The organism is Komagataeibacter europaeus LMG 18890 (genome assembly GCF_000285295.1).
In the GTDB taxonomy this organism is placed as follows: Bacteria; Pseudomonadota; Alphaproteobacteria; order Acetobacterales; family Acetobacteraceae; genus Komagataeibacter; species Komagataeibacter europaeus.
Window position 1 is genome coordinate 23937 of sequence record NZ_CADP01000021.1, and the last position, 20926, is coordinate 44862.

31 protein-coding genes are annotated in these 20926 nt (G+C 62.9%); 24 read left to right on the top strand and 7 right to left on the bottom strand.

Annotated features, from left to right (window positions below; all coding sequences use genetic code 11):
- From GEU01_RS08810 to GEU01_RS08865, 11 genes are all read left to right on the top strand, one after another.
- Positions 1–294, top strand: coding sequence for a hypothetical protein (locus GEU01_RS08810; RefSeq protein ID WP_019085790.1), 294 nt, complete (start codon positions 1–3; stop codon positions 292–294).
- A complete protein-coding gene (locus GEU01_RS08815; RefSeq protein ID WP_019085791.1) occupies positions 291–638 on the top strand; it encodes a head-tail joining protein in 348 nt (115 codons plus the stop codon). The genes GEU01_RS08810 and GEU01_RS08815 overlap by 4 nt, the downstream gene beginning before the upstream one ends.
- A complete protein-coding gene (locus GEU01_RS08820; protein ID WP_019085792.1) occupies positions 635–1159 on the top strand; it encodes a hypothetical protein in 525 nt (174 codons plus the stop codon). Before GEU01_RS08815 ends, GEU01_RS08820 begins: the two co-directional genes overlap by 4 nt.
- Positions 1160–1169: 10 nt before the next feature.
- The gene (locus GEU01_RS08825; protein ID WP_019085793.1) at positions 1170–1409 is read left to right on the top strand and encodes a DUF2635 domain-containing protein; all 240 of its coding nucleotides are present in this window, start codon (positions 1170–1172) and stop codon (positions 1407–1409) included.
- On the top strand, positions 1406–2893 hold the full coding sequence (locus tag GEU01_RS08830; protein ID WP_019085794.1) for a phage tail sheath subtilisin-like domain-containing protein: 1488 nt from the start codon (positions 1406–1408) through the stop codon (positions 2891–2893). Before GEU01_RS08825 ends, GEU01_RS08830 begins: the two co-directional genes overlap by 4 nt.
- A 9-nt stretch (positions 2894–2902) precedes the next feature.
- Positions 2903–3286 (top strand): phage tail tube protein, encoded by a 384-nt coding sequence (locus tag GEU01_RS08835; protein WP_019085795.1) that lies wholly within the window; start codon positions 2903–2905, stop codon positions 3284–3286.
- Positions 3283–3957, top strand: a complete 675-nt coding sequence (locus tag GEU01_RS08840) for a phage tail assembly protein (protein WP_019085796.1) — start codon at positions 3283–3285, stop codon at positions 3955–3957. The genes GEU01_RS08835 and GEU01_RS08840 overlap by 4 nt, the downstream gene beginning before the upstream one ends.
- A 129-nt stretch (positions 3958–4086) precedes the next feature.
- Positions 4087–6306 carry a transglycosylase SLT domain-containing protein gene (locus tag GEU01_RS08850; RefSeq protein ID WP_019085798.1) on the top strand — a complete coding sequence of 740 codons (2220 nt, stop codon included), beginning with the start codon at positions 4087–4089 and terminating at the stop codon, positions 6304–6306.
- A gap of 1 nt (position 6307) precedes the next feature.
- Positions 6308–7606 (top strand): DNA circularization protein, encoded by a 1299-nt coding sequence (locus GEU01_RS08855; RefSeq protein WP_019085799.1) that lies wholly within the window; start codon positions 6308–6310, stop codon positions 7604–7606.
- Positions 7603–8823: a phage baseplate assembly protein gene (locus tag GEU01_RS08860; RefSeq protein WP_019085800.1), complete on the top strand. Its 1221-nt coding sequence runs from the start codon at positions 7603–7605 to the stop codon at positions 8821–8823. The genes GEU01_RS08855 and GEU01_RS08860 overlap by 4 nt, the downstream gene beginning before the upstream one ends.
- Entirely contained in the window at positions 8820–9323 is a 504-nt protein-coding gene (locus GEU01_RS08865) for a phage baseplate assembly protein domain-containing protein (RefSeq protein WP_019085801.1), read from the top strand. The genes GEU01_RS08860 and GEU01_RS08865 overlap by 4 nt, the downstream gene beginning before the upstream one ends.
- Positions 9324–9326: 3 nt before the next feature.
- On the opposite strand, the gene GEU01_RS08870 is transcribed toward GEU01_RS08865, so the two are convergent.
- Both GEU01_RS08870 and GEU01_RS24250 read right to left on the bottom strand, forming a co-directional pair.
- Complete coding sequence (locus GEU01_RS08870; RefSeq protein WP_010514104.1) at positions 9327–9527, bottom strand: DUF2283 domain-containing protein; 201 nt, start codon at positions 9525–9527, stop codon at positions 9327–9329.
- On the bottom strand, positions 9524–9784 hold the full coding sequence (locus GEU01_RS24250) for a DUF4258 domain-containing protein (protein WP_081499947.1): 261 nt from the start codon (positions 9782–9784) through the stop codon (positions 9524–9526). Before GEU01_RS24250 ends, GEU01_RS08870 begins: the two co-directional genes overlap by 4 nt.
- A 101-nt stretch (positions 9785–9885) precedes the next feature.
- Between GEU01_RS24250 and GEU01_RS08880 the strand changes: the two genes are divergently transcribed.
- The 11 genes from GEU01_RS08880 (at position 9886) to GEU01_RS27310 (ending at position 16732) form a co-directional block, all read left to right on the top strand.
- On the top strand, positions 9886–10386 hold the full coding sequence (locus GEU01_RS08880) for a phage GP46 family protein (protein WP_019085803.1): 501 nt from the start codon (positions 9886–9888) through the stop codon (positions 10384–10386).
- A gap of 1 nt (position 10387) precedes the next feature.
- Complete coding sequence (locus GEU01_RS08885; RefSeq protein WP_019085804.1) at positions 10388–11503, top strand: baseplate J/gp47 family protein; 1116 nt, start codon at positions 10388–10390, stop codon at positions 11501–11503.
- Between the two features lie 3 nt (positions 11504–11506).
- Positions 11507–12097, top strand: a complete 591-nt coding sequence (locus GEU01_RS08890) for a YmfQ family protein (protein WP_026018609.1) — start codon at positions 11507–11509, stop codon at positions 12095–12097.
- 9 nt (positions 12098–12106) lie between these two features.
- Entirely contained in the window at positions 12107–13657 is a 1551-nt protein-coding gene (locus tag GEU01_RS26785) for a glycine-rich domain-containing protein (RefSeq protein WP_019085806.1), read from the top strand.
- A 1-nt stretch (position 13658) separates the two neighbouring features.
- Positions 13659–14150 carry a hypothetical protein gene (locus GEU01_RS08900; RefSeq protein WP_019085807.1) on the top strand — a complete coding sequence of 164 codons (492 nt, stop codon included), beginning with the start codon at positions 13659–13661 and terminating at the stop codon, positions 14148–14150.
- 66 nt (positions 14151–14216) lie between these two features.
- Positions 14217–14525: a hypothetical protein gene (locus GEU01_RS08905; RefSeq protein ID WP_019085808.1), complete on the top strand. Its 309-nt coding sequence runs from the start codon at positions 14217–14219 to the stop codon at positions 14523–14525.
- Positions 14526–14560: 35 nt separating this feature from the next.
- Positions 14561–14998, top strand: a complete 438-nt coding sequence (locus tag GEU01_RS08910; protein ID WP_042710821.1) for a structural protein — start codon at positions 14561–14563, stop codon at positions 14996–14998.
- A 1-nt stretch (position 14999) separates the two neighbouring features.
- Positions 15000–15338 (top strand): hypothetical protein, encoded by a 339-nt coding sequence (locus GEU01_RS08915; RefSeq protein WP_019085810.1) that lies wholly within the window; start codon positions 15000–15002, stop codon positions 15336–15338.
- 147 nt (positions 15339–15485) lie between these two features.
- Positions 15486–15812, top strand: a complete 327-nt coding sequence (locus GEU01_RS08920) for a hypothetical protein (protein ID WP_232272469.1) — start codon at positions 15486–15488, stop codon at positions 15810–15812.
- A gap of 159 nt (positions 15813–15971) precedes the next feature.
- Positions 15972–16601 carry a hypothetical protein gene (locus GEU01_RS08925; protein ID WP_019085812.1) on the top strand — a complete coding sequence of 210 codons (630 nt, stop codon included), beginning with the start codon at positions 15972–15974 and terminating at the stop codon, positions 16599–16601.
- Entirely contained in the window at positions 16598–16732 is a 135-nt protein-coding gene (locus tag GEU01_RS27310) for a hypothetical protein (protein ID WP_265000623.1), read from the top strand. Before GEU01_RS08925 ends, GEU01_RS27310 begins: the two co-directional genes overlap by 4 nt.
- Positions 16733–16734: 2 nt before the next feature.
- Here GEU01_RS27310 and GEU01_RS25685 read toward each other — a convergent pair whose 3' ends face one another.
- The 4 genes from GEU01_RS25685 to GEU01_RS08945 form a co-directional block, all read right to left on the bottom strand.
- Positions 16735–17109 carry a hypothetical protein gene (locus tag GEU01_RS25685; RefSeq protein ID WP_157212832.1) on the bottom strand — a complete coding sequence of 125 codons (375 nt, stop codon included), beginning with the start codon at positions 17107–17109 and terminating at the stop codon, positions 16735–16737.
- Positions 17110–17160: 51 nt separating this feature from the next.
- Positions 17161–17622: a type II toxin-antitoxin system HicB family antitoxin gene (locus GEU01_RS22540; RefSeq protein WP_019085814.1), complete on the bottom strand. Its 462-nt coding sequence runs from the start codon at positions 17620–17622 to the stop codon at positions 17161–17163.
- A gap of 68 nt (positions 17623–17690) precedes the next feature.
- Entirely contained in the window at positions 17691–18032 is a 342-nt protein-coding gene (locus GEU01_RS08940; RefSeq protein ID WP_026018611.1) for a helix-turn-helix domain-containing protein, read from the bottom strand.
- Entirely contained in the window at positions 18020–18298 is a 279-nt protein-coding gene (locus tag GEU01_RS08945; RefSeq protein ID WP_019085816.1) for a BrnT family toxin, read from the bottom strand. Before GEU01_RS08945 ends, GEU01_RS08940 begins: the two co-directional genes overlap by 13 nt.
- A 136-nt stretch (positions 18299–18434) precedes the next feature.
- Here GEU01_RS08945 and GEU01_RS08950 point away from each other — a divergent pair, with 136 nt between their 5' ends.
- On the top strand, positions 18435–19235 hold the full coding sequence (locus GEU01_RS08950; RefSeq protein WP_019085817.1) for a hypothetical protein: 801 nt from the start codon (positions 18435–18437) through the stop codon (positions 19233–19235).
- Entirely contained in the window at positions 19232–19858 is a 627-nt protein-coding gene (locus GEU01_RS08955; protein WP_019085818.1) for a hypothetical protein, read from the top strand. The genes GEU01_RS08950 and GEU01_RS08955 overlap by 4 nt, the downstream gene beginning before the upstream one ends.
- Before the next feature lie 23 nt (positions 19859–19881).
- On the opposite strand, the gene GEU01_RS25690 is transcribed toward GEU01_RS08955, so the two are convergent.
- Positions 19882–20622 carry a hypothetical protein gene (locus tag GEU01_RS25690; RefSeq protein ID WP_157212833.1) on the bottom strand — a complete coding sequence of 247 codons (741 nt, stop codon included), beginning with the start codon at positions 20620–20622 and terminating at the stop codon, positions 19882–19884.
- Positions 20623–20926 lie beyond the last annotated feature (304 nt).

Below are 20926 nucleotides of genomic sequence, written 5' to 3' on the forward strand. Positions count from 1 at the left end.
ATGGCTGACGACAAGAAGAACAATGGGATCGAGGTTCTTACCCTGATCCCGGTTTACCCTGAACCGGGCAAGGCCCCCTATCCGATTGGTACCCGCCTCAAGGTTCCCCTTGAGACGGCCGCATTCTGGAAGGGACGCGGCATCGCCCGTTTCGCCAATGACCCGCGTGAAAACGCCGCGACCGTGTCTGCCGGCATTGCCGACCACGTCAAGAATGCGCCGCTGCCGCCCGCGCCCGTCATGACGCCGCCGCCTGCATCCATGCAGCAGGGCTTCACGCCCCCGGCTGCGTGAGCATCGATTTCGGGCAGCTTGTCCTCGGTCCGTGCCTGGACGCCTTCGCCAATCCCTACCCGTGGCAATCCCAGTCCCTATCCGGTCCGGTAATCATCAACGGCATATTCGATGATGGTTTCAGGGGACTGGATCCACAGGGGGATTTCCCTGGCACGACGCCTGTGGACATCACCACCAGCCTGCCCCGCCTTGGTGTCAGGCTGTCGGACTTCCCGATGCCACCTGCCCAGGGCGATGAGTTCGTCATCAATGGCCAGACATACAGCATCCGCGAGGTCCAGCCGGACAGTCACGGCGGTGCGTGTCTGGAACTGAACCTTGTGGACATCAATACGACATGACGCTTTACCGCGTGCAGCTGCGCGATGCAGCCGTGCAGGCGCTGATCGCAGCCAAGACGCTGGTCGGCGCGAATGTGCTGGTCAACCGCAGCCTGCCGCTGCCGATCGCAAAACTGCCTGCCATCCTCGTCACCGCCCCGCGTGATCAGGGCACAACGACAGGGCGCAACCAGCCTGGCTTCACGCGGGTCACCACGCTGGCCATCCGGGGTCAGCTGTGCGGTGCGTCCCCTGAACAGGTCGCCATGGATCTGGACCAGCTGGCGGAACAGATCGAGCTGGCCATCATGCTCGATGTCGGGCTGCAGGCGATGATCACCCAGGTCACCTCGCTGAATACCGAGTTGATCGTGAACAGCGAGACCCGCGAACATACCGGCGAAGTCCGAATGCTGTTCGGTCTGGAATACATCGAATACTACCCCCCTGCGGGCACGCCGCTGACCGAGGTCACCGGACAGATGCAGGCGAACGGCAATTCCGATTTCGCCGACATGCAGGTGCCGATCACCCTCAACTGAGGTCCCCCACATGTTTGTAAAACCCGCCCCGGGCCGCTCAGTGCGGTGGCCCGGCACCATGCGGCTGCTCAAGGCTGCGGGTGAAACCGTGCCCGAAACAGGCTTCTGGCTGCTGTGCCTGCACAACGGTGACGTGGTGAAGGCCACGCCGCCCGCCGCATCGGCCGCGCCTGTTTCGCCCTCTCCTTCGCCCGCGCACCTGTCCGGTGGCGCGGCGGCCATCCCTGAACCCGCCGAGGCCCACGCATGAGCGGCTCCATCACGGTGCCGGGTTACCCGACCAACAACCGGGTGCCCGGCTTTTATTTTGCCCTGGACAATTCCAGGGCAAATACCGCGTCCTACGGCCGCCGCGTGCTGATCATCGCGCAGACCACGACCGGCGCGGCCCTTGCGGGCACCGCGCGCCTGTCCGCCGGGATCAGCGATGCGCAGGGCCTGTATGGCATCGGCTCACAGGCCGCGATCATGGTGGCGCAGTATTTCGCCCTCGACCCGCTGGGCGAGGTCTGGGTGCTGCCGCTGGCCGATGATGCAGCAGCTGCTGCCGCCAAAGGCTCATTCGCCATCGCAGGCCCCGCGTCCGCATCCGGAACGCTGTGCCTGTATGTGGGTGACCAGCTGATCCCCACGCTGGTCACGGCGGGCGACACGGCAGCCACCATTGCCGAGAACGTCATCACCGCTGCCGCCGCCGTCACCGGCCTGCCGGTCTCGCTGGCAGTCGATGACACCGTGGCAGGACAGATCAATGTCACGGCGCTGAACAAGGGGCTGTGCGGCAACGACATCGGGCTGGGTGTGGACCTGCTGGGCACTGCTGGCGGGCAGTCCCTGCCCACGGGCGTGTCGGTCACGCTGGGCCAGATGACGGGCGGCACGCAGAACCCGACCACGCTCGCCACCGCACTCGCCACGCTGGGTGACCGTGTGTACGACCTGTTCATCCATCCCTACACCGACACGGCCAGCCTGACGGCGTTCAAGACGCTGTTCAACAACACCGATGGCCGCTGGGCACCGATGAACCAGCTGTATGGCCACGGCATCACCGCCTACCGGGGCACGTATGGGGAAGCCACCACGTTCGGCCTGACCCAGAACGACCCGCACACCACGGTCATGCCGGTATCGGACAGCCCGTCCAGCCCCATGGTCTGGGCGGCACAGGTCGGGGCACTGGTCGCAGCCAGCATCCGGACCAATCCGGCAATCCCCGTGACAGGCGTTGCCCTGACCGTCATGCCGCCCACGGATGCCGGGCGCTTCACGCTGGCCCAGCGCAACAGCCTGCTGCATGACGGCATCAGCACTTTCACGGTGGATGACAGCGGCACGGTCAACATCGAGCGCCTGGTCACGACCTATCAGGAAAATGCCGAGGGCGTGCCCGATAACAGCTACCTCGACATCGAGACGCTGATGACGGCCATGATCTGCCTGCAGGACATGCGCATCTATCTGGCCTCCATGTTCGGCGGCTTCATCCTCGTGGCTGATGGCACGAAGATCCCGGCGGGGGCCAAGGCCACCACGGCCCAGCTGATCGGCAAGGCCTGCGCCGCCCGCTACCGCTGGCAGTGCACGCAGCTGTGGGCGCAGAACGCTGCCACCTTCGCCACCAACCTGCAGGCGCAGAATCAGGGTGGCGGGCAGGTCTTCCTGCTCATGCCCTATGACTTCGCCAACCAGCTGTGGGTCATCGCTGGCAACTGCCAGTTCGTGAAATCGTAAGGAGCCGCCATGTCCGGAACCGTCTATCGCGGGCCGCTTGGCGGCACCGCGACCCTCACCCTCAACGGCATCCCCTTCAACGTCGTGGGCGAAGGCCAGTGGCAGGCCTCTGGCCCGGTCAACGAGACCGCCAAGGGCCAGTCTGCCGTCGAGGGTTTCACCCAGATGCCTGGCCAGGGCTTCATCAGCGCCACCTGCCGTGACCGCAGGGACTACCCGGTCAGCAGCCTGCAGGGCGCGTCCGACCTGACCGTCGTGCTGGTCTGCGCCAACGGCAAGGTCATTACCTGCAACACCGGCTGGCAGACCGAAAACATCACCGTCAACACGCAGGAAGGCACGTTCGAACTGCATGTCGAAAGTGACACCGTGACCGAGGATATCGTTTCGTGAGCCATCACCACAGACAGCCCACCGATGAAGAAGTCATGGCCATCGTGATTTCTGCTGGTGATGACGTGGAACAGGAAGATGACGGGGACCGCACCCTCGTCATCGATCTGGACCCGCCGCTTGAGGTGAAAAAGGCCGGCACGTTCGAGGCGCTGCGCCTGCATGAACCCAACGTGTACCAGATCCTGTGCGCGGCGCAGGCCATGGGCCGGCAGATGACACCGGAATCGGTCTACAATTCCCAGATCGGTCTGGTCGCACGCATCTCCGGTGTGCCGGAACGGGCCATCATCGAACTGCCCAGCACCATCCTCGACCGTGCTGTCGTGTTCGTCACGGGGTTCGAAGAAGACGCGCGGCGCAGGCCCGGTGAAGAACCTGACACCGCCCCGTCCTTTTCTTTAATTTTCCCCGACCCGATCGAGGCCACCGGCCGCACATTCAGCGATATGGCGCTGCGTGAGCCAACGGTGCGCGAACGCCGGATCATGAAGGCGGCGGAAGCAAAGGGCACGCCGGAAGCCTTCCTGCAGGCGGAAATCGCCCTGGTCGAGGCAGTCAGCGAATGGCCCAAGGCCGCCGTCCTCAAGATGCCGATCAGCAGGTTTGCAAAAGCTGCCGACTACCTGACCGGTTTTTTTATTTCTGGCCCGGCAACTGGGAACGTCTAGGCGCGGACCTGTGCCGGTTCTTCACCGGCTGGTCACGCCATGACGTGGAAACGCTGACCGGCACCGACATGGTCGACGCGATCGAGACCGCCAGCCAGATCGCGGCGGAACAGAAACGGGAGGCCGAACGTGCCAAACGCAGGCGTTAAGGTTGTCATCAGCGCGGCCGACCGGGCCAGCCAGACGATCGAGCGGATCAATACCCGCATCGCCCGCATGCAGGCCCCCGTCCGCCGCGTGCAGGCGGCCTTTGGCCGCTTTGCCAGCCTGTCGGGCCTGTCCCGCCTGAATAATGGCATCGTCGGCGTCGGCCGGTCTGCCCTGGGTGCGTTCCAGTCGCTGGGCCAGATTGTCCCCGTGCTCGGCACGCTGACCGGTGCCGCCAGCGTGGCGGGCGTGTACCGCCTTGCCAGCGCGTGGGCACAGGTCGGCACAGACCTGCGCACCACATCGCGCACCATGGGCATGGCGCCGCAGAAACTGCAGGCCATGCAGAACGCAGCCAAGCTGGCTGGCGGCTCGGCTGAATCCATGACCGGTGCGCTGCAGCAGCTGTCCCAGACCAGCTGGGCTGCATCCCATAATCAGGACCCGGCCGCTGCCGCCCAGTTTAGGGCGGTCGGCGTATCCATGAAGGAACTGCAGACCCTCACCCCGGACAAACTGTTCCAGCGCGTAGCCGCACGCCTGCGCGAGATCCGCAACCCGGCCGCGCAGGCTGTCGCGGCAACCACGTTATTCGGTGGTGCTGCACAGGGTCTGATGCCCATATTCCAGCAGACCGGGCGCGAGTTTGAACGCAACCTGCAGCTGGCAGAACGCTATGGCGTGATGAACCAGAAAGGCGTGGATGCAGCAAATCGCATGCGGCAGGCCCAGCAGCAGCTTGGGCTGGCTGTGGAAGGCTTCGGTAACAGTCTGGCGCAGACGCTGGAACCCGCCATCACACCGGTTCTGCAATTCATGGCGGAGTGGATCGCAGTCAACGGCAAATGGATCTCGCAGGACATAGGAAAATACGTCGGGCAGTTCGTCACATGGATGCGCACGGCCGGTTGGAAGCAGATCAAGGGCGATATCAGCAGCACCTATCAGGCCATAAGCAATGTTGTGGACCGCCTGGGAGGTTGGAAATCAGCCGGACGCGATGCGCTGATCGCCATTGCCGCCCTTTATGCGATGCCAGTCCTTACAGGCCTCGCCTCCATTGCGGCGGCGGCCGTCACGATCGGCACAGCACTCGCCGCCATCAGCCTGCCCGTAGCAGCTGCGATCGCCGCTGTCGCGGCACTCGGGGTGGCCGGGTATGAACTGTGGTCCCACTGGGGCGGCATCAGCAAGCGGTTCGCCGGCATGTGGAATGGCCTCAAGGGCATATTCCAGAACAATACCGGCTATGTCCGCACCCTGACGGAAGCCCTGTTTCCGGTGCCCGCAATGATCATCAACCACTGGGGGCATCTGGGAAAGTTCTTCTCGGATATGTGGGACGGGATCAAGGACGCGTTTTCGTCGGCCTGGAGCTATATCTCGCCCATCGTGGACAAGATCTCGCAGTCCATCGATGCGGTATCCAACAGCTGGATCGGCAAGAAGATCGCAGCGGCTGCTGGCGCTGTGGAACAGACGGTCATGTCCGGCGTCAGCGCCGTAGGCAGCTACGACCGTAAGGGCATGGACTGGTATGCCGGGTATGTCGATCGCATAACCGGATACCGGTCGCCCCGGCTTGCGGCCCCGATACAGCAGGCGGGGATCGCGGCGGCCCAGCGATATGGCCTTGACCCGGACCATTACCTGGCACTCCTGCGCACGGAAGGCGGCGGCTACAACAACGTCTCCAAGGCCGGGGCCTTCGGTCCCGGGCAGCTCATGCCGGCAACGGCGCGCGGGCTTGGAGTGGCGGATTCGATCAATGCCCCGGATTATGACTGGCGCAAGAACCTTGATGCCAGTGCACGGCTATATAGCCAGCTGCTGAAACGGGCCGGCGGCGATTATGCTGTGGCGGATGCATCCTACAATGCAGGGCCATACAGCAGGTCCGTGTCCCGGTTTGCCCAGACACATGACCTGTCCGTCCTGCCAAAGGAGACGCAGGATTATGTCGCCACGATCGCGCGTGACAGCCGTTCGGCACCGGCAATGAGCGTTCCCCCCGGGACAGCAGCCGGAACGGCGGCGACCCCGCAGGGTGGAAGTGGCCAGCCCCAGTCCATGACCGTTCACGTCAGGGCGGATCCGGGGACACAGGGCCGTGTGACCCGATCCACACCGGGTACGCGCGTCGTCAACCAGATGCCCGTCCAGCAGGCCATGCCGCCCGCGCTCACACCCGTAGGAAACTGACATGGCCGGAATCATCACGACCCTTGCGGAAGAATACCTGCAGGGGTCGTTCCGTGGCGTCCCCTTTGTGGTTGTCGGCAGCGGCGGCAGCAACGGGCGCAATTTCCAGATCCACCGTTACCCGTTCCGCGACCAGCCATGGGCTGAGGATCTGGGACGCGCCCCGCGTTCCTACCGGATCCGTGGCTTCCTGATCGGCCCCGAATGCCTGGTGCAGCGTGACCTGCTGGTCATGGCGGCTGAAACACAGGGGCCGGGCACGCTGATCCATCCCACGGTGGGCGCGCTGCAGGCCGCCCTCACCCGCTTCGAGTGGTACGAACGCGACGGGGTGATGGGCATCGTCGATATCGAGATGGAACTGGTCGAGGTCGTCAATTACCTCGGCTCGGTCATTACCCTGGCGCTGGACGCCGCCATCGGGGTCGCGGCCGTGGCGTTCGGCGCATCTGCGTCATCCGACTACACCGCCAGTACGCTGACCCCGTATTCCTACGGGCGCTCCGTCCTCGGTGCCGGGCGTACCGTCGCCAGTCTCTGGGGCGCGGGTGCCGTCACGGCCATCCGTTCCCCCAGCGCATGGCAGGCCTCGCTTGGCGTCCTGCCAGGCAACCTTGGCCGGTATGTGGGTGGTAATGGCGCCGCCACCGATCCCGATGCGACCGAGGCCAGCGTGCTGGAAGACCTGACCACGAACGGGCAGGTCGTCAGCGCCAATGTGGCAGGGCTGGCGGATGCGGCAGACGCCACGGCGCTGGCCACCGGCATCCTTGCCGTGCCGGAATCGGTCCGCTCGGCCATCGCGGATCCGGCGGGACAGATCGCGGTCCTGACCCCGCTGGTGTCCTGCGATGCCACGGTGATGGCCTCCAGCGCACCGATCGGCGGGGCCATTGCAACGGCGCAGGCCGCGACTGCAACGCTGTGCCGGCAGGCTGCCCTGCTGTCGCTGGCCCGCGCCTGCGGGGACTGGCAGCCTTCATCCGCCGAGGACGCGCAGGCCATGCGCCTCAAGGTCGGCACGCTGCTCGATGATGAAGCCATCACGGCGGCCGACAGTGGCAATGACGCCAGCTTTCAGGCCTTGCGGTCGCTGCGCGCACAGGTGCTGCAGGATCTGGCTGACCGGGGCGCGCGCCTGCCGGACATGATCACCGTCACCCGCAACGCCGCCCTGCCCGCGCTGGTGCTGGCCCAGCAGCTCTATGCCGACGGATCCCGCGCGCCCGACCTGATCCGGCGCGCCGATCCCATCCATCCCGCTTTCATGCCAACCGCATTCGAGGCCCTGTCATCATGAGTGGTGCGCTGACTGCCCTGTCCGACTTTCTGGGATGGAATAACGCCCCGTCGGATCAGGTCTCGATCGTGGTCACGACCGGTGGTGCGTCGCGCCAGATCACCAACTGGACGTCGGCCGTGCTGCGGCTGGGGATCGAGATCATGCCCTGGACGGCAACGCTGGGCATGACAGCCGCCCACGCGTCCGCCACCGGGGCCGGCACTCTCAACCCGGGCGATACCTGTCAGGTCTATATCGGGGCTGATCTGGTATTCACCGGATACGTCATCACCGTGGTGGATGACCTCGGGCCGGAAGATCACATGATCGAGGTGCAGATCGCCTCGAAATCCGTCGATCTGGTGGAGTGCGCCGCCGAGTTCAGCACGTTCCAGATGAACAGTACCAACGTGCTGGCCATCGCGCAGGCTGTTGCCAGTCGCATGAACATTGACGTGATTTCCGTCAACGGCGCAGGCGATACCGACATCCTCGCCTTTTCCGTCATCCTGACGGAAACCGCCTATGAGGTGATCGAGCGCGTCTCCCGTCTTGCCGCCGTGCTGTTCTATGACCGGCCGGACGGCAATATCTGCATGTCAGCCGTGGGCACGCGCCGCGCGGCCAGCGGTTTTACGGTGGGTCAGAACGTCGAACGCATCCAGACCGTACGCAGCCTTGGCGGTCGGTATTCCAAGGTTATCGCCATAAACCAGAATACCGTATCCCTATTCACCGATCCGCATGTCGATGCGCTGGCAAGCCAGATGAGTGCCCTGACCGTAGGCATTGAGGCGACGGACAGTGGCGTGCCGCGTACGCGCATCATGTTCATTCCGGTAGAAAACGGAGACGAGAACAATAAGGTCTGCCAGCAGCGCGCGCAGTGGGAGGTCAACCGCCGGTATGGTCGCGCCTATCCCGTCACGCTGACGGCCGACAGCTGGCGCGACGCGGCTGGACAGCTATGGCTGCCCAACACGCTCGCCCCCGTCACCGCGCGCGACGGCACGGTCTCGGACCTGCTGATCGGGGAACTGACCCTGCGCCAGACGGTCGAGGACGGAACCCATGCCGATGTCGTACTGATGCCCCCCGGCGCCTTCTCGCCTGAGCCTCTGCTTAACCCGGCACTAGCCGATAAATTCCTTCAGGTCATGAACAGTGCGCAGAACAGCGTGGACACATCCATCCAGACCGAGGACTTGGCTGCCCCGAAGAATACCACATCATGACCGCGCCCCTTCTGCGCACCGCGCGCCGTGTGATGATGGCGCTGGGCATCGGCCGCCAGACCGCCAACACGAACGAAACCCCCAACACGCCCACCGTGCAGGCCGCACTGGCGGCGGGGGAGATAAAGGCCGACCTGCCGATCATGCAGGAATACGGGCTGGCCAGCCGGCCGGTGCCGGGGTCCGACCTGGTCATCGCCTTCATCGGCGGCGACCGCACGCGTGGCGTGGTCATCGCCACCGGCGACCAGCGCGGCAGGCCGAAAGACCTGCAGCCCGGTGAGGTCTGCCTGTTCCATCCTTCCACCGGCAGCCGGATCTGGCTCATGGCGGACGGGTCGATCGCCCTGAACCCGGCCAATAACAAGGTCACCACCCCCGGCGATTTCACGGCCGGGGGCACCATCACCGGCAATGAGGTCGTGGCGCAGGGCAAGAAGCTGTCCAGCCACGAACATTCCAACGGTAATAATGGCGCGGATACGGGACCGCCCGTCTGATGCTTACTCCGCCGCGATCCCATGGACCGGGCGAGACGTGCGCTCGCGCACATCAAGGACCTCGATGCCGATCAGCCCGCCATCGGCATCGTAATCCAGCATCACGCCGGGGGAGACTTCGCGGGTTTCCACGGATTTTGCCCCTTCCGGCCCAACCCAGATGAACATGGCGTCGGTCTCGGGATCGTAGCTGGTTTTTATCATGACCTTGCTCTCCGCTTCTCTGCATCCCGGTCAGGGAAAACAGTCAGTACGACTATATCAGAACCCTCGGGCCAATGGACAACACGAAGAATGCGCCCTCCAAGTTCCGGTATGGCGCGATATGAGCGCGTACGCTCGGGATGGATGGGGTCCGCTTCGGTCCATTCCGAGTGCAGGACCGTGTCCGTTACCCATTCAGGTTCGATGCTGCGGCGCTCCATCGCCTCGCGGGCATGCGGTTTGAAAATCAGCGGCATGGCCGGGCCTGTGCTGTGTCTGTGTTCATGCTGCTCCCCTGCCCGGCAGGCATAGCACACAAGACGGCGGCCTCCACGCCCTTCGATCTCACGGAAACATAATGGATATCGCAATCACCTGGAACGTCCGCGAAGCCCGCGGCGACTGGCCCATCGTGTCCAGTGATCTGGCGCTGGACAACCCCCTGAAATCAGCGGTCATGGTTTCGCTTTTCACAGACCGCGTGGCACCGCAGCAGCCATCATCCGATGACACTGCCGTCGGCATCCAGTCCCCTACCGGCCCGACGGGTGCTGCCTCGGCCGACCGGCGCGGCTGGTGGGGCGACGCCTTTGCCGACCTGCCCATCGGCTCTCGCCTGTGGCAGCTCAGGCGCGCGGTCAAGGTCGGCACGCGGGCCATCCCGCGCGAGATCGAGGACATCTGTTCCGAGGCCCTGCAGTGGCTGGTCGATGACGGTGTCGCGACCTCGGTGGATGTCGCGGCCTGGTGGAACCCCACCGTGCGGACCATGGCCGAATTCTCCATCACCATCACCGAGCCGGGCAACAGCACGCCCCGGGTGTTCAAGTTTTCATGGGCCTGGGAGGGTCTGACCTGACATGGCCTATCCACGCCCGACCCTGTCACAACTGCGCCAGCAGGCCCTGCAGGATGTCATAAGCGGCGGCATCCCCGGCGTGACCGCCGTGCTGCGCTTCTCGGTCATCTACGTGCTGTCCATGGTGCTGGCGGGCCTGTCATGGCTGCATTACGGCTATATCGACTGGGTCGCCATGCAGTCGGTGCCCTGGACCGCCACGGGTGCGTATCTGGCCGCCTGGGGCGCGCTCAAGGGTGTGTATCGCAAGGGGGCCACGGCCGCCAGCGGCACGGCCACCTTCACCGCCACCGGCACGGCCGTCATTCCAGCCGGCACGCAGTTCGCCCTGCAGGGCGGCCTGCTGGCGACGGCGTCGGCTGATAGCGTGACGGCCGACGGGATCACCACCGTCAGCTGGACCGCCAGCAGCACCGGCACGGCAGGCAACGTCACGCTGGGCACCATCGTCACCCTGTCCAGCCCGGTGCCGGGCATCCAGACCACGGGCACCGTCACCGACATCACCGTCAGCGGCGCGGATATCGAGGACGATACCGATTTCCGCACCCGGGTCATGGACGCCTACCAGGCGCAGGGACAGGACGGGAAAGCCGATGATTACGTCGGCTGGGCCGAAGCCGTGGCCGGCGTTACCCGGGCGTGGGTGGTCGGCAATGGTGCCGGTGCCGGCACGGTGGTCGTCTACATCATGCTGGATGAGGCCAACGCGGACAACGGCGGTTTCCCCAACGGCACGAATGGCGCGGCCACCGGGGACGACCGCTACACCACCGCGACCGGCGACCAGCTGACGGTGGCCAACGCCATCCAGCCCAGCCAGCCGGTCACCGCACTGGTCATTGTCTGCGCCCCCATCGCGCAGCCCACGGATTTCATCATCACGGATCTGGGCACCGGCAACACCACGGCCAACCAGAAACTGATTACCGAAGCCTTGACCGACATGTTCGTGCGCCTGTCAGCCCCCGGGGGCACCATCAACCCGAACGACTGGGAGGAAGCCATCGGCGCCATCGGGCTGGACAGTTTCGAGGTCCAGTCCCCGACCGGGCCGGTCACGGGTGCCAATGCCGGCACCATGCCGACCCTTGGCGCCATAAGCTTCGCGGCGTGATCCATGGCAGCACCCAGATACTCGGTGGCGGATTTCCGCACGGCGCTTCTCAACCTGCTCCCACGCGGGCGCATCTGGTCGCGTGACCCGGATGGCATGCCCTACCAGATGGCAGGCGTATGGGCGCCGTCGTTCCAGCGTAGCGCCCAGTCGGCCGGTGACCTGATCGATGACGCCTTCCCCTCCACCACGGTCAACCTGCTGCCGGAATGGGAGGCCACGCTGGGCCTGCCGGATCCGTGTGCGGGCGAAAGCCCGACCGTGGAACTGCGCCGTGCCCAGGTGGTGGCGCGCCTGACCGATAACGGCGGCGCGTCGGTCGACTACTTCGTCGCCTTCGCCAGGGCCCTTGGTTACGACATCACCATCACCCAGTTCGCGCCCTCGCGGTTCCGCCGCAAGTTCGGCACGCCCTTCGGCGGCGATGCATGGGCCTATACCTGGCAGGTCAACTGCCCGCAGCTGACCATCAACCGCCTGAAATTCGGCCAGTCCTTCGGGAACCCGTGGGCGACATGGAGCAATGCGGTGCTGGAATGCGAGCTGAACGCCCGCAAGCCCGCGCACACCATCCTCATTTTCAACTACAGCTAAGGAAAACCGATGGAACTGATCATCGGCACCGGCACCGTTGTCGAGGCTTCACGCGACACGATGCCCGCCACCGGCACGCCGGGCTGGGCGACTGACGGGGATCCGGCCGCCACCATCCCGGCCACGGATTTCCCCGCCTCCCATTACAACATGCTGGTGGCCGAGGTGGTGCAGGTCATCCTTGATTCCGGCCTGACGCTGGATCGAACCAATTGGGGGCAGCTCTCGGCCGCCATCCAGAAACTGATTGCCAGTCCCTTCGGGGGGACCGCCTTCACCCCGGTCCAGCAGGGCGGCGGTTATGACCAGGTAGCGGGCAAGGTGTTTCTCGGTCGGGATACAACTTATCCGGGGCTTCGTTATTCCTACGTTGGCACGGATGGCAAGACCATTACCGGCGGCGGATACCTGATCTCAAGCTATGGCCCGGAAAGCGGTGGCGCATCCGGCTACGCGCAGATTGGTGACATTTCGCAGGATGGCGATGGCCGCATGGCGTGGCGTCCGCCCTCGCTGGGGACGTCCTATTCCATCGGCGCGCTCCTGTCCGATGTGACGGCGGAAACCGAGCGTGCCGAGGCGGCCGAGGCAACGCTGGTGTCGGGCACCCTGTCCATGGCCGCCACGGATTATCAGGCATACGGACTACACTGGTCCACCAGCCTTGGCGCCCCGATGCTGGTTTACGGGGCGGCCATATCATCTGCGACGGTCGTGCAGCTGGCAAAATACAGTGACGTCACTGCGGAAACCACACGCGCCGAGGCCGCAGAGGCAAAGCTGGTTTCCGGCACGCTGGCTATGGGAACAAGCGACTATCAGGGACAGGGTGTGCATTTTAACTCCGTTGGTCGGGCGGTCGGTGTTTACAACGATGGTGACGCCTCGCATTACCCGGTCCTGGCCAATTACGCTGACATCACACGAATACCGACAACATACATATCCAGCGGGTCATTCACCGTTCCAGCCGGAATATTCCTACTGATTGTCACGCTGGTCGGTGGTGGCGGCTCGGGCGGTTCCTGCAAGGGTACGGATCTTACCAATTCAGTAATAGCGGCAGGCGGTGGTGCGGGTGGTTACCTCAAGGCATATATATCCGTCTCGCCTGGGGACGTGGTCGCGTTCACCGTTGGCGGTGGCGGGGCATCCCCCGACAGCACCATCGGTGTCCAGAACAATGGCGGGGATTCCTACATAACGGTCAACGGCACCGAAGTGGCCCGATGCACGGGGGGGGCCGGTGCGCTGTGGGTGAACACCAACAGTTCCGCCGGCGGCGCTGGCGGCGAGCCGGAAGGGAAAAATGGGGCGGCATCCATCGAATGGTCCAACGGAACCGATGGCGGTGACGGGCAGAGCAATGGCCAGCAAATCGGTGCTGGCAATGGCGCTCCCGGTCCCTGGGGCGGCGGTGGCCGTGCCGGGGCCGAAGGCGGGGAGGACGGGATGGGCTTTGGCGCGGGCGGGGGCGGCGCTTATGACCCGAACTATTCCGATACATTCTATAACGGCGGCGCAGGGTATCAGGGCTGCGTCATTGTGGAGATGCGGTAAAATGAGCGGAACAACCACCTCTACGGCACAGGTCTATGCGGTCTACCTGACGGCGGCGTCGGGGGGCAATCCTGCGGGCTGCGTCGTCAATAATGTCCTGTGGGACGGGACGGCGTCATGGACACCGCCTGCGGGCACTGCCGCCATAGCTGATCCGGGGCGCAGATACCCCATCGGTAGCGGCTACGGCACGACCACGGATTATGTCCTGACCGGGCCGGATACGGCGGTTGCGGCGGAACCCGTAACGCTGTCCCTGAAACCCGGCGGCAGCGGGCCGCAGGCCGATGTCACGGTCACGCTGTCCGATGGCGGCGCGGGTGGCACGTTTTCATCCGGCACGGTCACGTTTGGCGCGGACGTGAATACGACCCGGACCGTGACCTATACGCCCAAGGCGGCAGGGACGGTCACGATCAGCGCCACAAACAATGGCAGCCTGACCAACCCCGCCAGCCTGACCGTTACGGTGGCGGCTGCCGCCACGTCCTGACCGGCCCTGACAATCCGAGCCTGCCCCACCGCCCATTGAGGCGGTTTTTTATTGCCTGGAAACCTGATGTTCATTCTGTGGAGACTGCTGGGGTTCGGTGAAGATCCCCAGCTGCGTGACCGGCTGGTCCGTGTTGAAACCAAGGTCGAAGCGACCGAGACGGATCTGCGCGCCCTGCGGGTCGAGGTCCGCACCCTGTCGACCGAAATGCGCGAATGCATGGGCCAGCTGATCGGCGGCATGAAAGCGGTCAAGGCGATCGGTACGGCCATCGTGGGCCTGATCACCGTCATCGGCACCGTGGCGGCCGCCCTGTTCGCCTATCCGCCCTTCTGCGACTGGGTCACGCATCTCCTGCACGGTGGCCATCCATGACCGCGGGCAATGCCCCGAACAAGGAACATGACGATATGAGCGAAAAGCTCCCGCGCGGGATCCGCAACAACAACCCCGGCAACCTGAACTATGTGGGCCAGCCCGGCGCGCATCTGGAAACGGGCGTGCCCTGCCCCCGCTTTGCGGCCTTCTCCACCATGGCGGACGGCATCCGCGCGCTGCGCGACCAGCTGCTACGCTACGGTGAGCGGGGCCTGACCACGGTACGTGCCATCATCTCCGTGTATGCGCCCCCCAGCGAGAACCCGACCGGGGCCTATGTTTACGCCCTGTGCAACCATATGGGCGTGCAGCCCGATACCGTGCTGAACCTGCGCGATCCGGCCACGCAGCGGTCGCTGATCGCGGGCATCACGACCGTGGAGAACGGGCCGGGCCATATCAGCATGGCCCAGATCGACCAGGCGCTGCAGACCACTCCTGCCGTGCCCCATCCCGTCAGCGAGGCCTGATATGGATCCTGTCTCCATCATGCAGGATGTCCTGTCGATGATGCCGGCCCAGTATGCCGGCGACATCGTGGTCATCGTGTCGTTCCTGATATCGACCTGCGCCCTGATCGCACGGTTCTGGCGGCCGCCTGACCCAACCTCGAAATGGGTGCTGGTCTGGACCCTTGTCACGGCCATCGCGCAGGCACGCGGCTGGAACCTGCCCGCCTACCAGCCGGGCAAGAAGGCCGCGATGGTTCCGGCCACCGTCCCGCGCAGGGAGGTCGAAGAGCGCCTTGACGTGCCGCCCGGTTCCACCCGGCCGGGCAAGCCACCGGTGCGCGCTGCCCCGCCGGCCTGACTGCTACAGCCCCGGCCCCGTGGTTGGATGGCCGATAAAGGCCGGGACTGCGCGCGCAGGATACGCAACCAGAGCGCGCATTTGTGTAACAAAACACAACCCAAGGTAACCGCCAGCGAGGCGGTTTTTTTTATGGAGATGCCAGACATGGCCGAAGACACCACCACCAGCACCGCGATCCCCGCGCTGGAAAGCCTGCTCGAAACCGCGCTGGGCAAAAAGGATACGGCCGCAACACAGGCGGACATCCAGCTGGCCGGCACCGTGCTGCAGCTGCTGATCCCCGTAATTGTCGAACGCGCGGCCCCGAACCTCGATCTGGACGGCGTCGATGCCGCCATCACGAAGATCGTGGGCGGGGTCACGGACCTGAAAACCGCGATCGAGGCGAAGCCGGCAACAGTGGCCGCCACGGTCGCGCCCGCAAAGGTCGAGGCCCCGCACCCGGTCGTGCCCGGTCAGCCGATCCGCTGATCTGTCAACCTGATCCGGCCGGTCTGTAAACCGGCCGCCGGGCTTCCTGCATCCCGCCACCTGTAAACTGGTCCACCTGCATCACGCAAAAAACGCCGGATTTCTGCGGCGTTGTGGCGAAGGTGGACTATTTTCGCATCAAGACTGGAAAACTGGTCCATGACCCAGCGTGTAAACTTCGTCGCCATTGATGGCAGCCGCCGCCGTTTCCTTGGCATGGGGCTGCTGTCAGCGGCCGGCATCGCCGCCACCGCGATGCTGCCCGGGTGCAAGAGCACCACAACCGGCAATGTCACCACCATCACGATCAACGTGGCCGAGATCAAGGATTACGGGCAGGCTGGCCTGAACGCCGTCACCACCGTCCTGAGCATCGCGGCCGTCGCCAGTGCGATCGGTACGCCCGCCGTGGGCATCATCGGCCTGGCGGACACGGCGCTGTCCACCGCCCTGACCGACTTTTCCACGGCGGCCGGCTCCACGCTGATCATCACCTATGACGACACAAACTGGAAAACCCGGGTGGACAGCGTCCTGTCTGCGCTGACCAAGGTGGAAAGCGACCTGAGCGCCGCGATCACCGGGGTCTCGACCAAGGTCAGCAGCACCGACCTGTCCAACGCCAACACGGCCCTGAACGCGCTGAGCACCATCGTGTCGGCCTTCAAGGCCCTGCTGGACAGCGTGGCTACGCGCCGGAATGTCGGGGCACGCCTGTCGGGTTCTGCCGCTGCACCGTCCCAGGCGCAGGTGCAGCAGGCGCTCCAGGTGCTGGGGGTGACGGCATGACGCCCTTTATGCAGGGCGTCATCTCCGGTGCGGGCGGCGTTGTCGTCCTCATTGGGCTGCTGGTCACGATCCCGCTCAAGCTGCATGCGCTTTATGTGGCAACACAATTGCAAAACCGTGGGATTGAATAATGTCAGACTGAACGCAAGACGGAAGGACGTTTATCGCCATGACGAAGATAGTTAATAATCTCATTAGCAATGACATTCCGAGGATCAATAGATCTTTGAATAAATGAATTTCCTTTGGTAGATACAAAATTTCCTGAAGGGGTCGTATATTTATCAAGCCATTGAATTATATCATCTCTATCGCTAACATTATCGTAATAAATATTTATATCTATGTGAGTATCTCTCCCCAACTTATCTCTCCGTATGTCTGCATCCAATTCAGCAGACACGGTACAAGATGCTCCATAGGCCAATGATATTTTACCGGTAGGATTGGTTTTCAGAAGATCTACACTAACCAATACACTTCCACCATTATCACTAAAGAAAGTCATATTTTATTTACCCCATACGTTAATTGAAAATATTTAATTATAGAATTACATTCATAACACAACGGAATTGAGAATATTATTTTTCATATCCGTAGAAACCAATATCTCGACCGTGGGCTGTCGCCCCAGTTCATGCAATGCTGCTTCAATACGCCCGATCTTGCTTTCATGTAATAGATCCCGCATGCGTCGCACGGACGATTCAGCCACGCCCAGACGGCGCGCCAGTTCTACATTGCTGATCCTGTTCTCCAGCATGGCCGTATGCAGCGCCAGCTTGGCGGCTTCCAGCATGGGCACATAGACCAGAGGGCGACCATTGGCCGCAGGCGGCACGGGAACGGCCGCACCGTCATCCACATAGATGGACAGCGATGTGACCAGCAGGTCCTGGGCCTCGCGCAGGGCTTCCTCCCGGGTTGCGCCCTCGGTTGCCCCCGGCAGCCCCTCGAATGAAGCCGTGATGGTGCCGTCCGGATTGGTCTCCAGATCGACCGGGTAAGCGTAAAGCATCCTCATACCGCCATATGCGAGTTCTCTGCCAGAGCCAGCAGATGATTGAGAAGGATATGGCGTCCGCGCTATTCTGCCGCCACATCCAGCGCCCGGCGCGCCGCATCTGGTTCTCGCCCCAGAATACGCAGCAGCGCCTGCACGGCCGGATCCAGTGCTACACGCCCCTGCTCCCAGTTGCGCCATGTCGCCACAGGGATGCCGGTTAGATCCGCGATCTGTTTCTGGGTCATGTGCAGGGTTTTCCGCACGGTTGCGGGTGTCGGGTATGGGGCGGACAGATGGCTTGTATCATCCGTGCCGTCCTCACGTGCCTGACGGTCGATATCATCCTCTGTGGTGGCATTCACCTTGTCCCGGTCGATGGTTCCACCGTGCCGGGCGATCTGGCTCAATGTCATCCTTGCCATTTCTTCCACTCCTTGTCGTGCATGCGGCGCGCGGAGATGATCCACGTAACATCGCCGCGCCGTGTGTAGACGACCATGTAACGGCACCCTTCGATCATCCCGACTGCCTGAATCCGTGTCTCACCGTAATCCTTGCGGGTGTCTTCCCGTTCGATCACTTCTCCAAGAAAAATGCGGGCGGCGTATATGAAATCGAAACCACGGATGGAGAGGCACGCTGCGCTTTTTTCATCATGCCAGTCAAAGGCGTGGTGTGTTGCCGTCATAGGCATTTTATACGCTGGAAGCGTATCAGTCGCAAGGGAAATAATACGCTAACAGCGTATTTCCGATCAGAACAATCAATCGTATTGCGTAACCACGAGGCGGCTCTCCGGAGCCGCCTTTTTTATTGGAGCCAGCATGAAAAATCGCAAACTGGGCTGCCGCCCGGCCGAACGCCGTCCCAATCAGCCCCATCTATCCGCCATGCGTGGCTTCTGTGCGCGGCAGGCCCCTGCCCGGCTCGACCGCAGCGGTCTCAATCCCGCACCGCTGATGCTGGGCAATGATGTGCTGGGGGACTGCACCAGCGCGGGCATCGGCAATCACCTGCGCGCTACGGCGGCGCTGGCAGGCTTCCAAATTGCCGTCACCACACCTGCCGCCGTGCAGTTCTATTCCCGCTCCACCGGCTACGTGCCCGGCAATCCCGCCACGGACAACGGCGGCGTGGAGGTGGACGTACTGACGACGGCCCTGCGCGACGGCTATGCGTTGACAGACCAGACCCTGTTTCCGATCTGGGGCAGCGCCGATCCGGGCGACCTGAACGGGATCCGCAACATCACCGCAGGCCTGTCTGCCGCCTATCTGGGTGTGCAGCTTGCCACGGCGGATATGTGGGAGGACCAGGACGGCAACCTGCCGCCAGTATGGGATACGGACAGTCCGGCTGACCATGGCGATCCGACGCCGGGCAGCGCGGGCGGCCACTGCCTGCTGCTGTGGGATTACGCGGGCACGGCTGACACCGACCTTGTGACGCTCCTGACATGGGGTAGCAAGCAGAAAGCAACATGGCGCTGGGTCAGGTCGCGCATCATGGAGGTGCACGGTCTGGCGTGGGGGCAACTGCACGCGCCCGGTGGTCTGTATCCGGCTGGTGATGACTGGGCTGCGCTGGTCGCGGCGAATGAAGCATACTTGCGCGGTGCGGCATGAACCGGGGCGACCGCGCGGCATTCCTATTCGCCTGCATGGTCGGACTGTCGGGATGTGCTATTCATCCCGCCAAGGTCAGCACAACCATTCCGCAGGCCATGGCAGGCATCCAGTCCAGTCTGGCACAGGCCGGAGTGGTATCGGTATCGCACGCGGGCGATTGGACCCCGGCGCAGGATGCGCTGTTCGTCCGCGCCATCCGGGCGGCACAGTACCGTCAGGACCGGCCCGACCCGGTGGTGGGAACGATTGCGGGCGATGTGACCCTGCAACTGTCTGGGCAGTTCACGCAGGGCGGACAGTTCAGCGTGGAGGCGATCACGACCGCGCCCACCTTTGGCATGCAGGCCGATGCCAGCCGGGTGCGCGGACAGACGGTCAGCCTGCCAGTGGCCTATGCGCCCCTATCATCCATGCCCGATGTGGAGATGGGACGGCAGCTTGGATATGAGACTGAGATGTTGGCACAGAACGATGATACCCGGCATACCGAGGCTGCCCGGCTAATCGCCAACCGGGAAGCATTGCAGAGCCGGGTGCGAACAATGATTAATAGCTGGAAACAACGAAATTGTATCGGGGCTGCACCGACAGCCCCTTTTGTTGGAAGAACAAAACCCTAGGAGGGTATCTCCTAACGTCTTGATTATCCTTTAAAAATTTTATCTAGAACTGTATGTAGTTCTTCAACTTCTTGAGGTGCCCACTCACGATACATCGCCTCGCAAGGCGCAGATGGGGCGAGCGCTCCCGATGAAACCTGATCCAGCACCTGCTGCACCTTTGCGTCGTTCGCCGCCGCCTGGACCACCGGAATTTCCTTCGCTTTTGGGTCCGAATACATAACCTTCCCCTTTGTCTTGAGGGCTACCGCTGTATCGTGCAAGGTAGCCGTCTCATTCAGATTATTCGTTCTGTCCGAGAAAGCAAGATACCTAGTGCTTCCTCCGCTATAACGATCAGATTGCTGCGCCGTTGCCACTGCCTTAATAGCATCACGGTTTGCTGACCAGCAGTTATATGCATAAAGACCGCCGGATCCTGCGAAATAAGCTTCTTCACCATATTGCCGAGCTGTTCCATGAAAGAACTCGAGCTTGCTAGTTGTAATGTTGGCGATATGTAGAGCTATGCTATTCGTGTTCGCACCGGTACCCACCGAAACAGGGGGAATTTTCCCTCGGGTCGTTGGGTCTGACCCAAGCCACCTCTTCCATGCCTCGATTAACGCACCGTTGCCGGCAAAAACGAAAGCCCAATTTCCAACGACGGAAATTTTTTCAAACCCGGTGTCATCAACAAACACTATAAAGCCCGGCCCGTCAACAGACCACCGCGTGTCACAAGCCAACTGACCAGCGTCAAGGTCGATCACATTTGTTGTCACGTCGACTTCTTCCGCCCCCGTAAAGTTTTGGGGCTTATATCGACATGATCTTATCCACGGAAGACCCAGTTTAGCGAATATCGTTCATGCAAGATATGTTACCATCTATCCCATAATAGGCAAATATGACGCAGGCACGTGTGAGAATTTCGAATCGGAACAATCGTTAGTCACTCTTTGAACGACTCGTGATTTTTCCGTGCGCCATCTATGGGCATTTTCTGACCAACCGCATTGATATTATTTGAAAAACAGGAAAATCATAATCCCTTGGTCGGCGGTTCAAATCCGTCCACCGCTACCA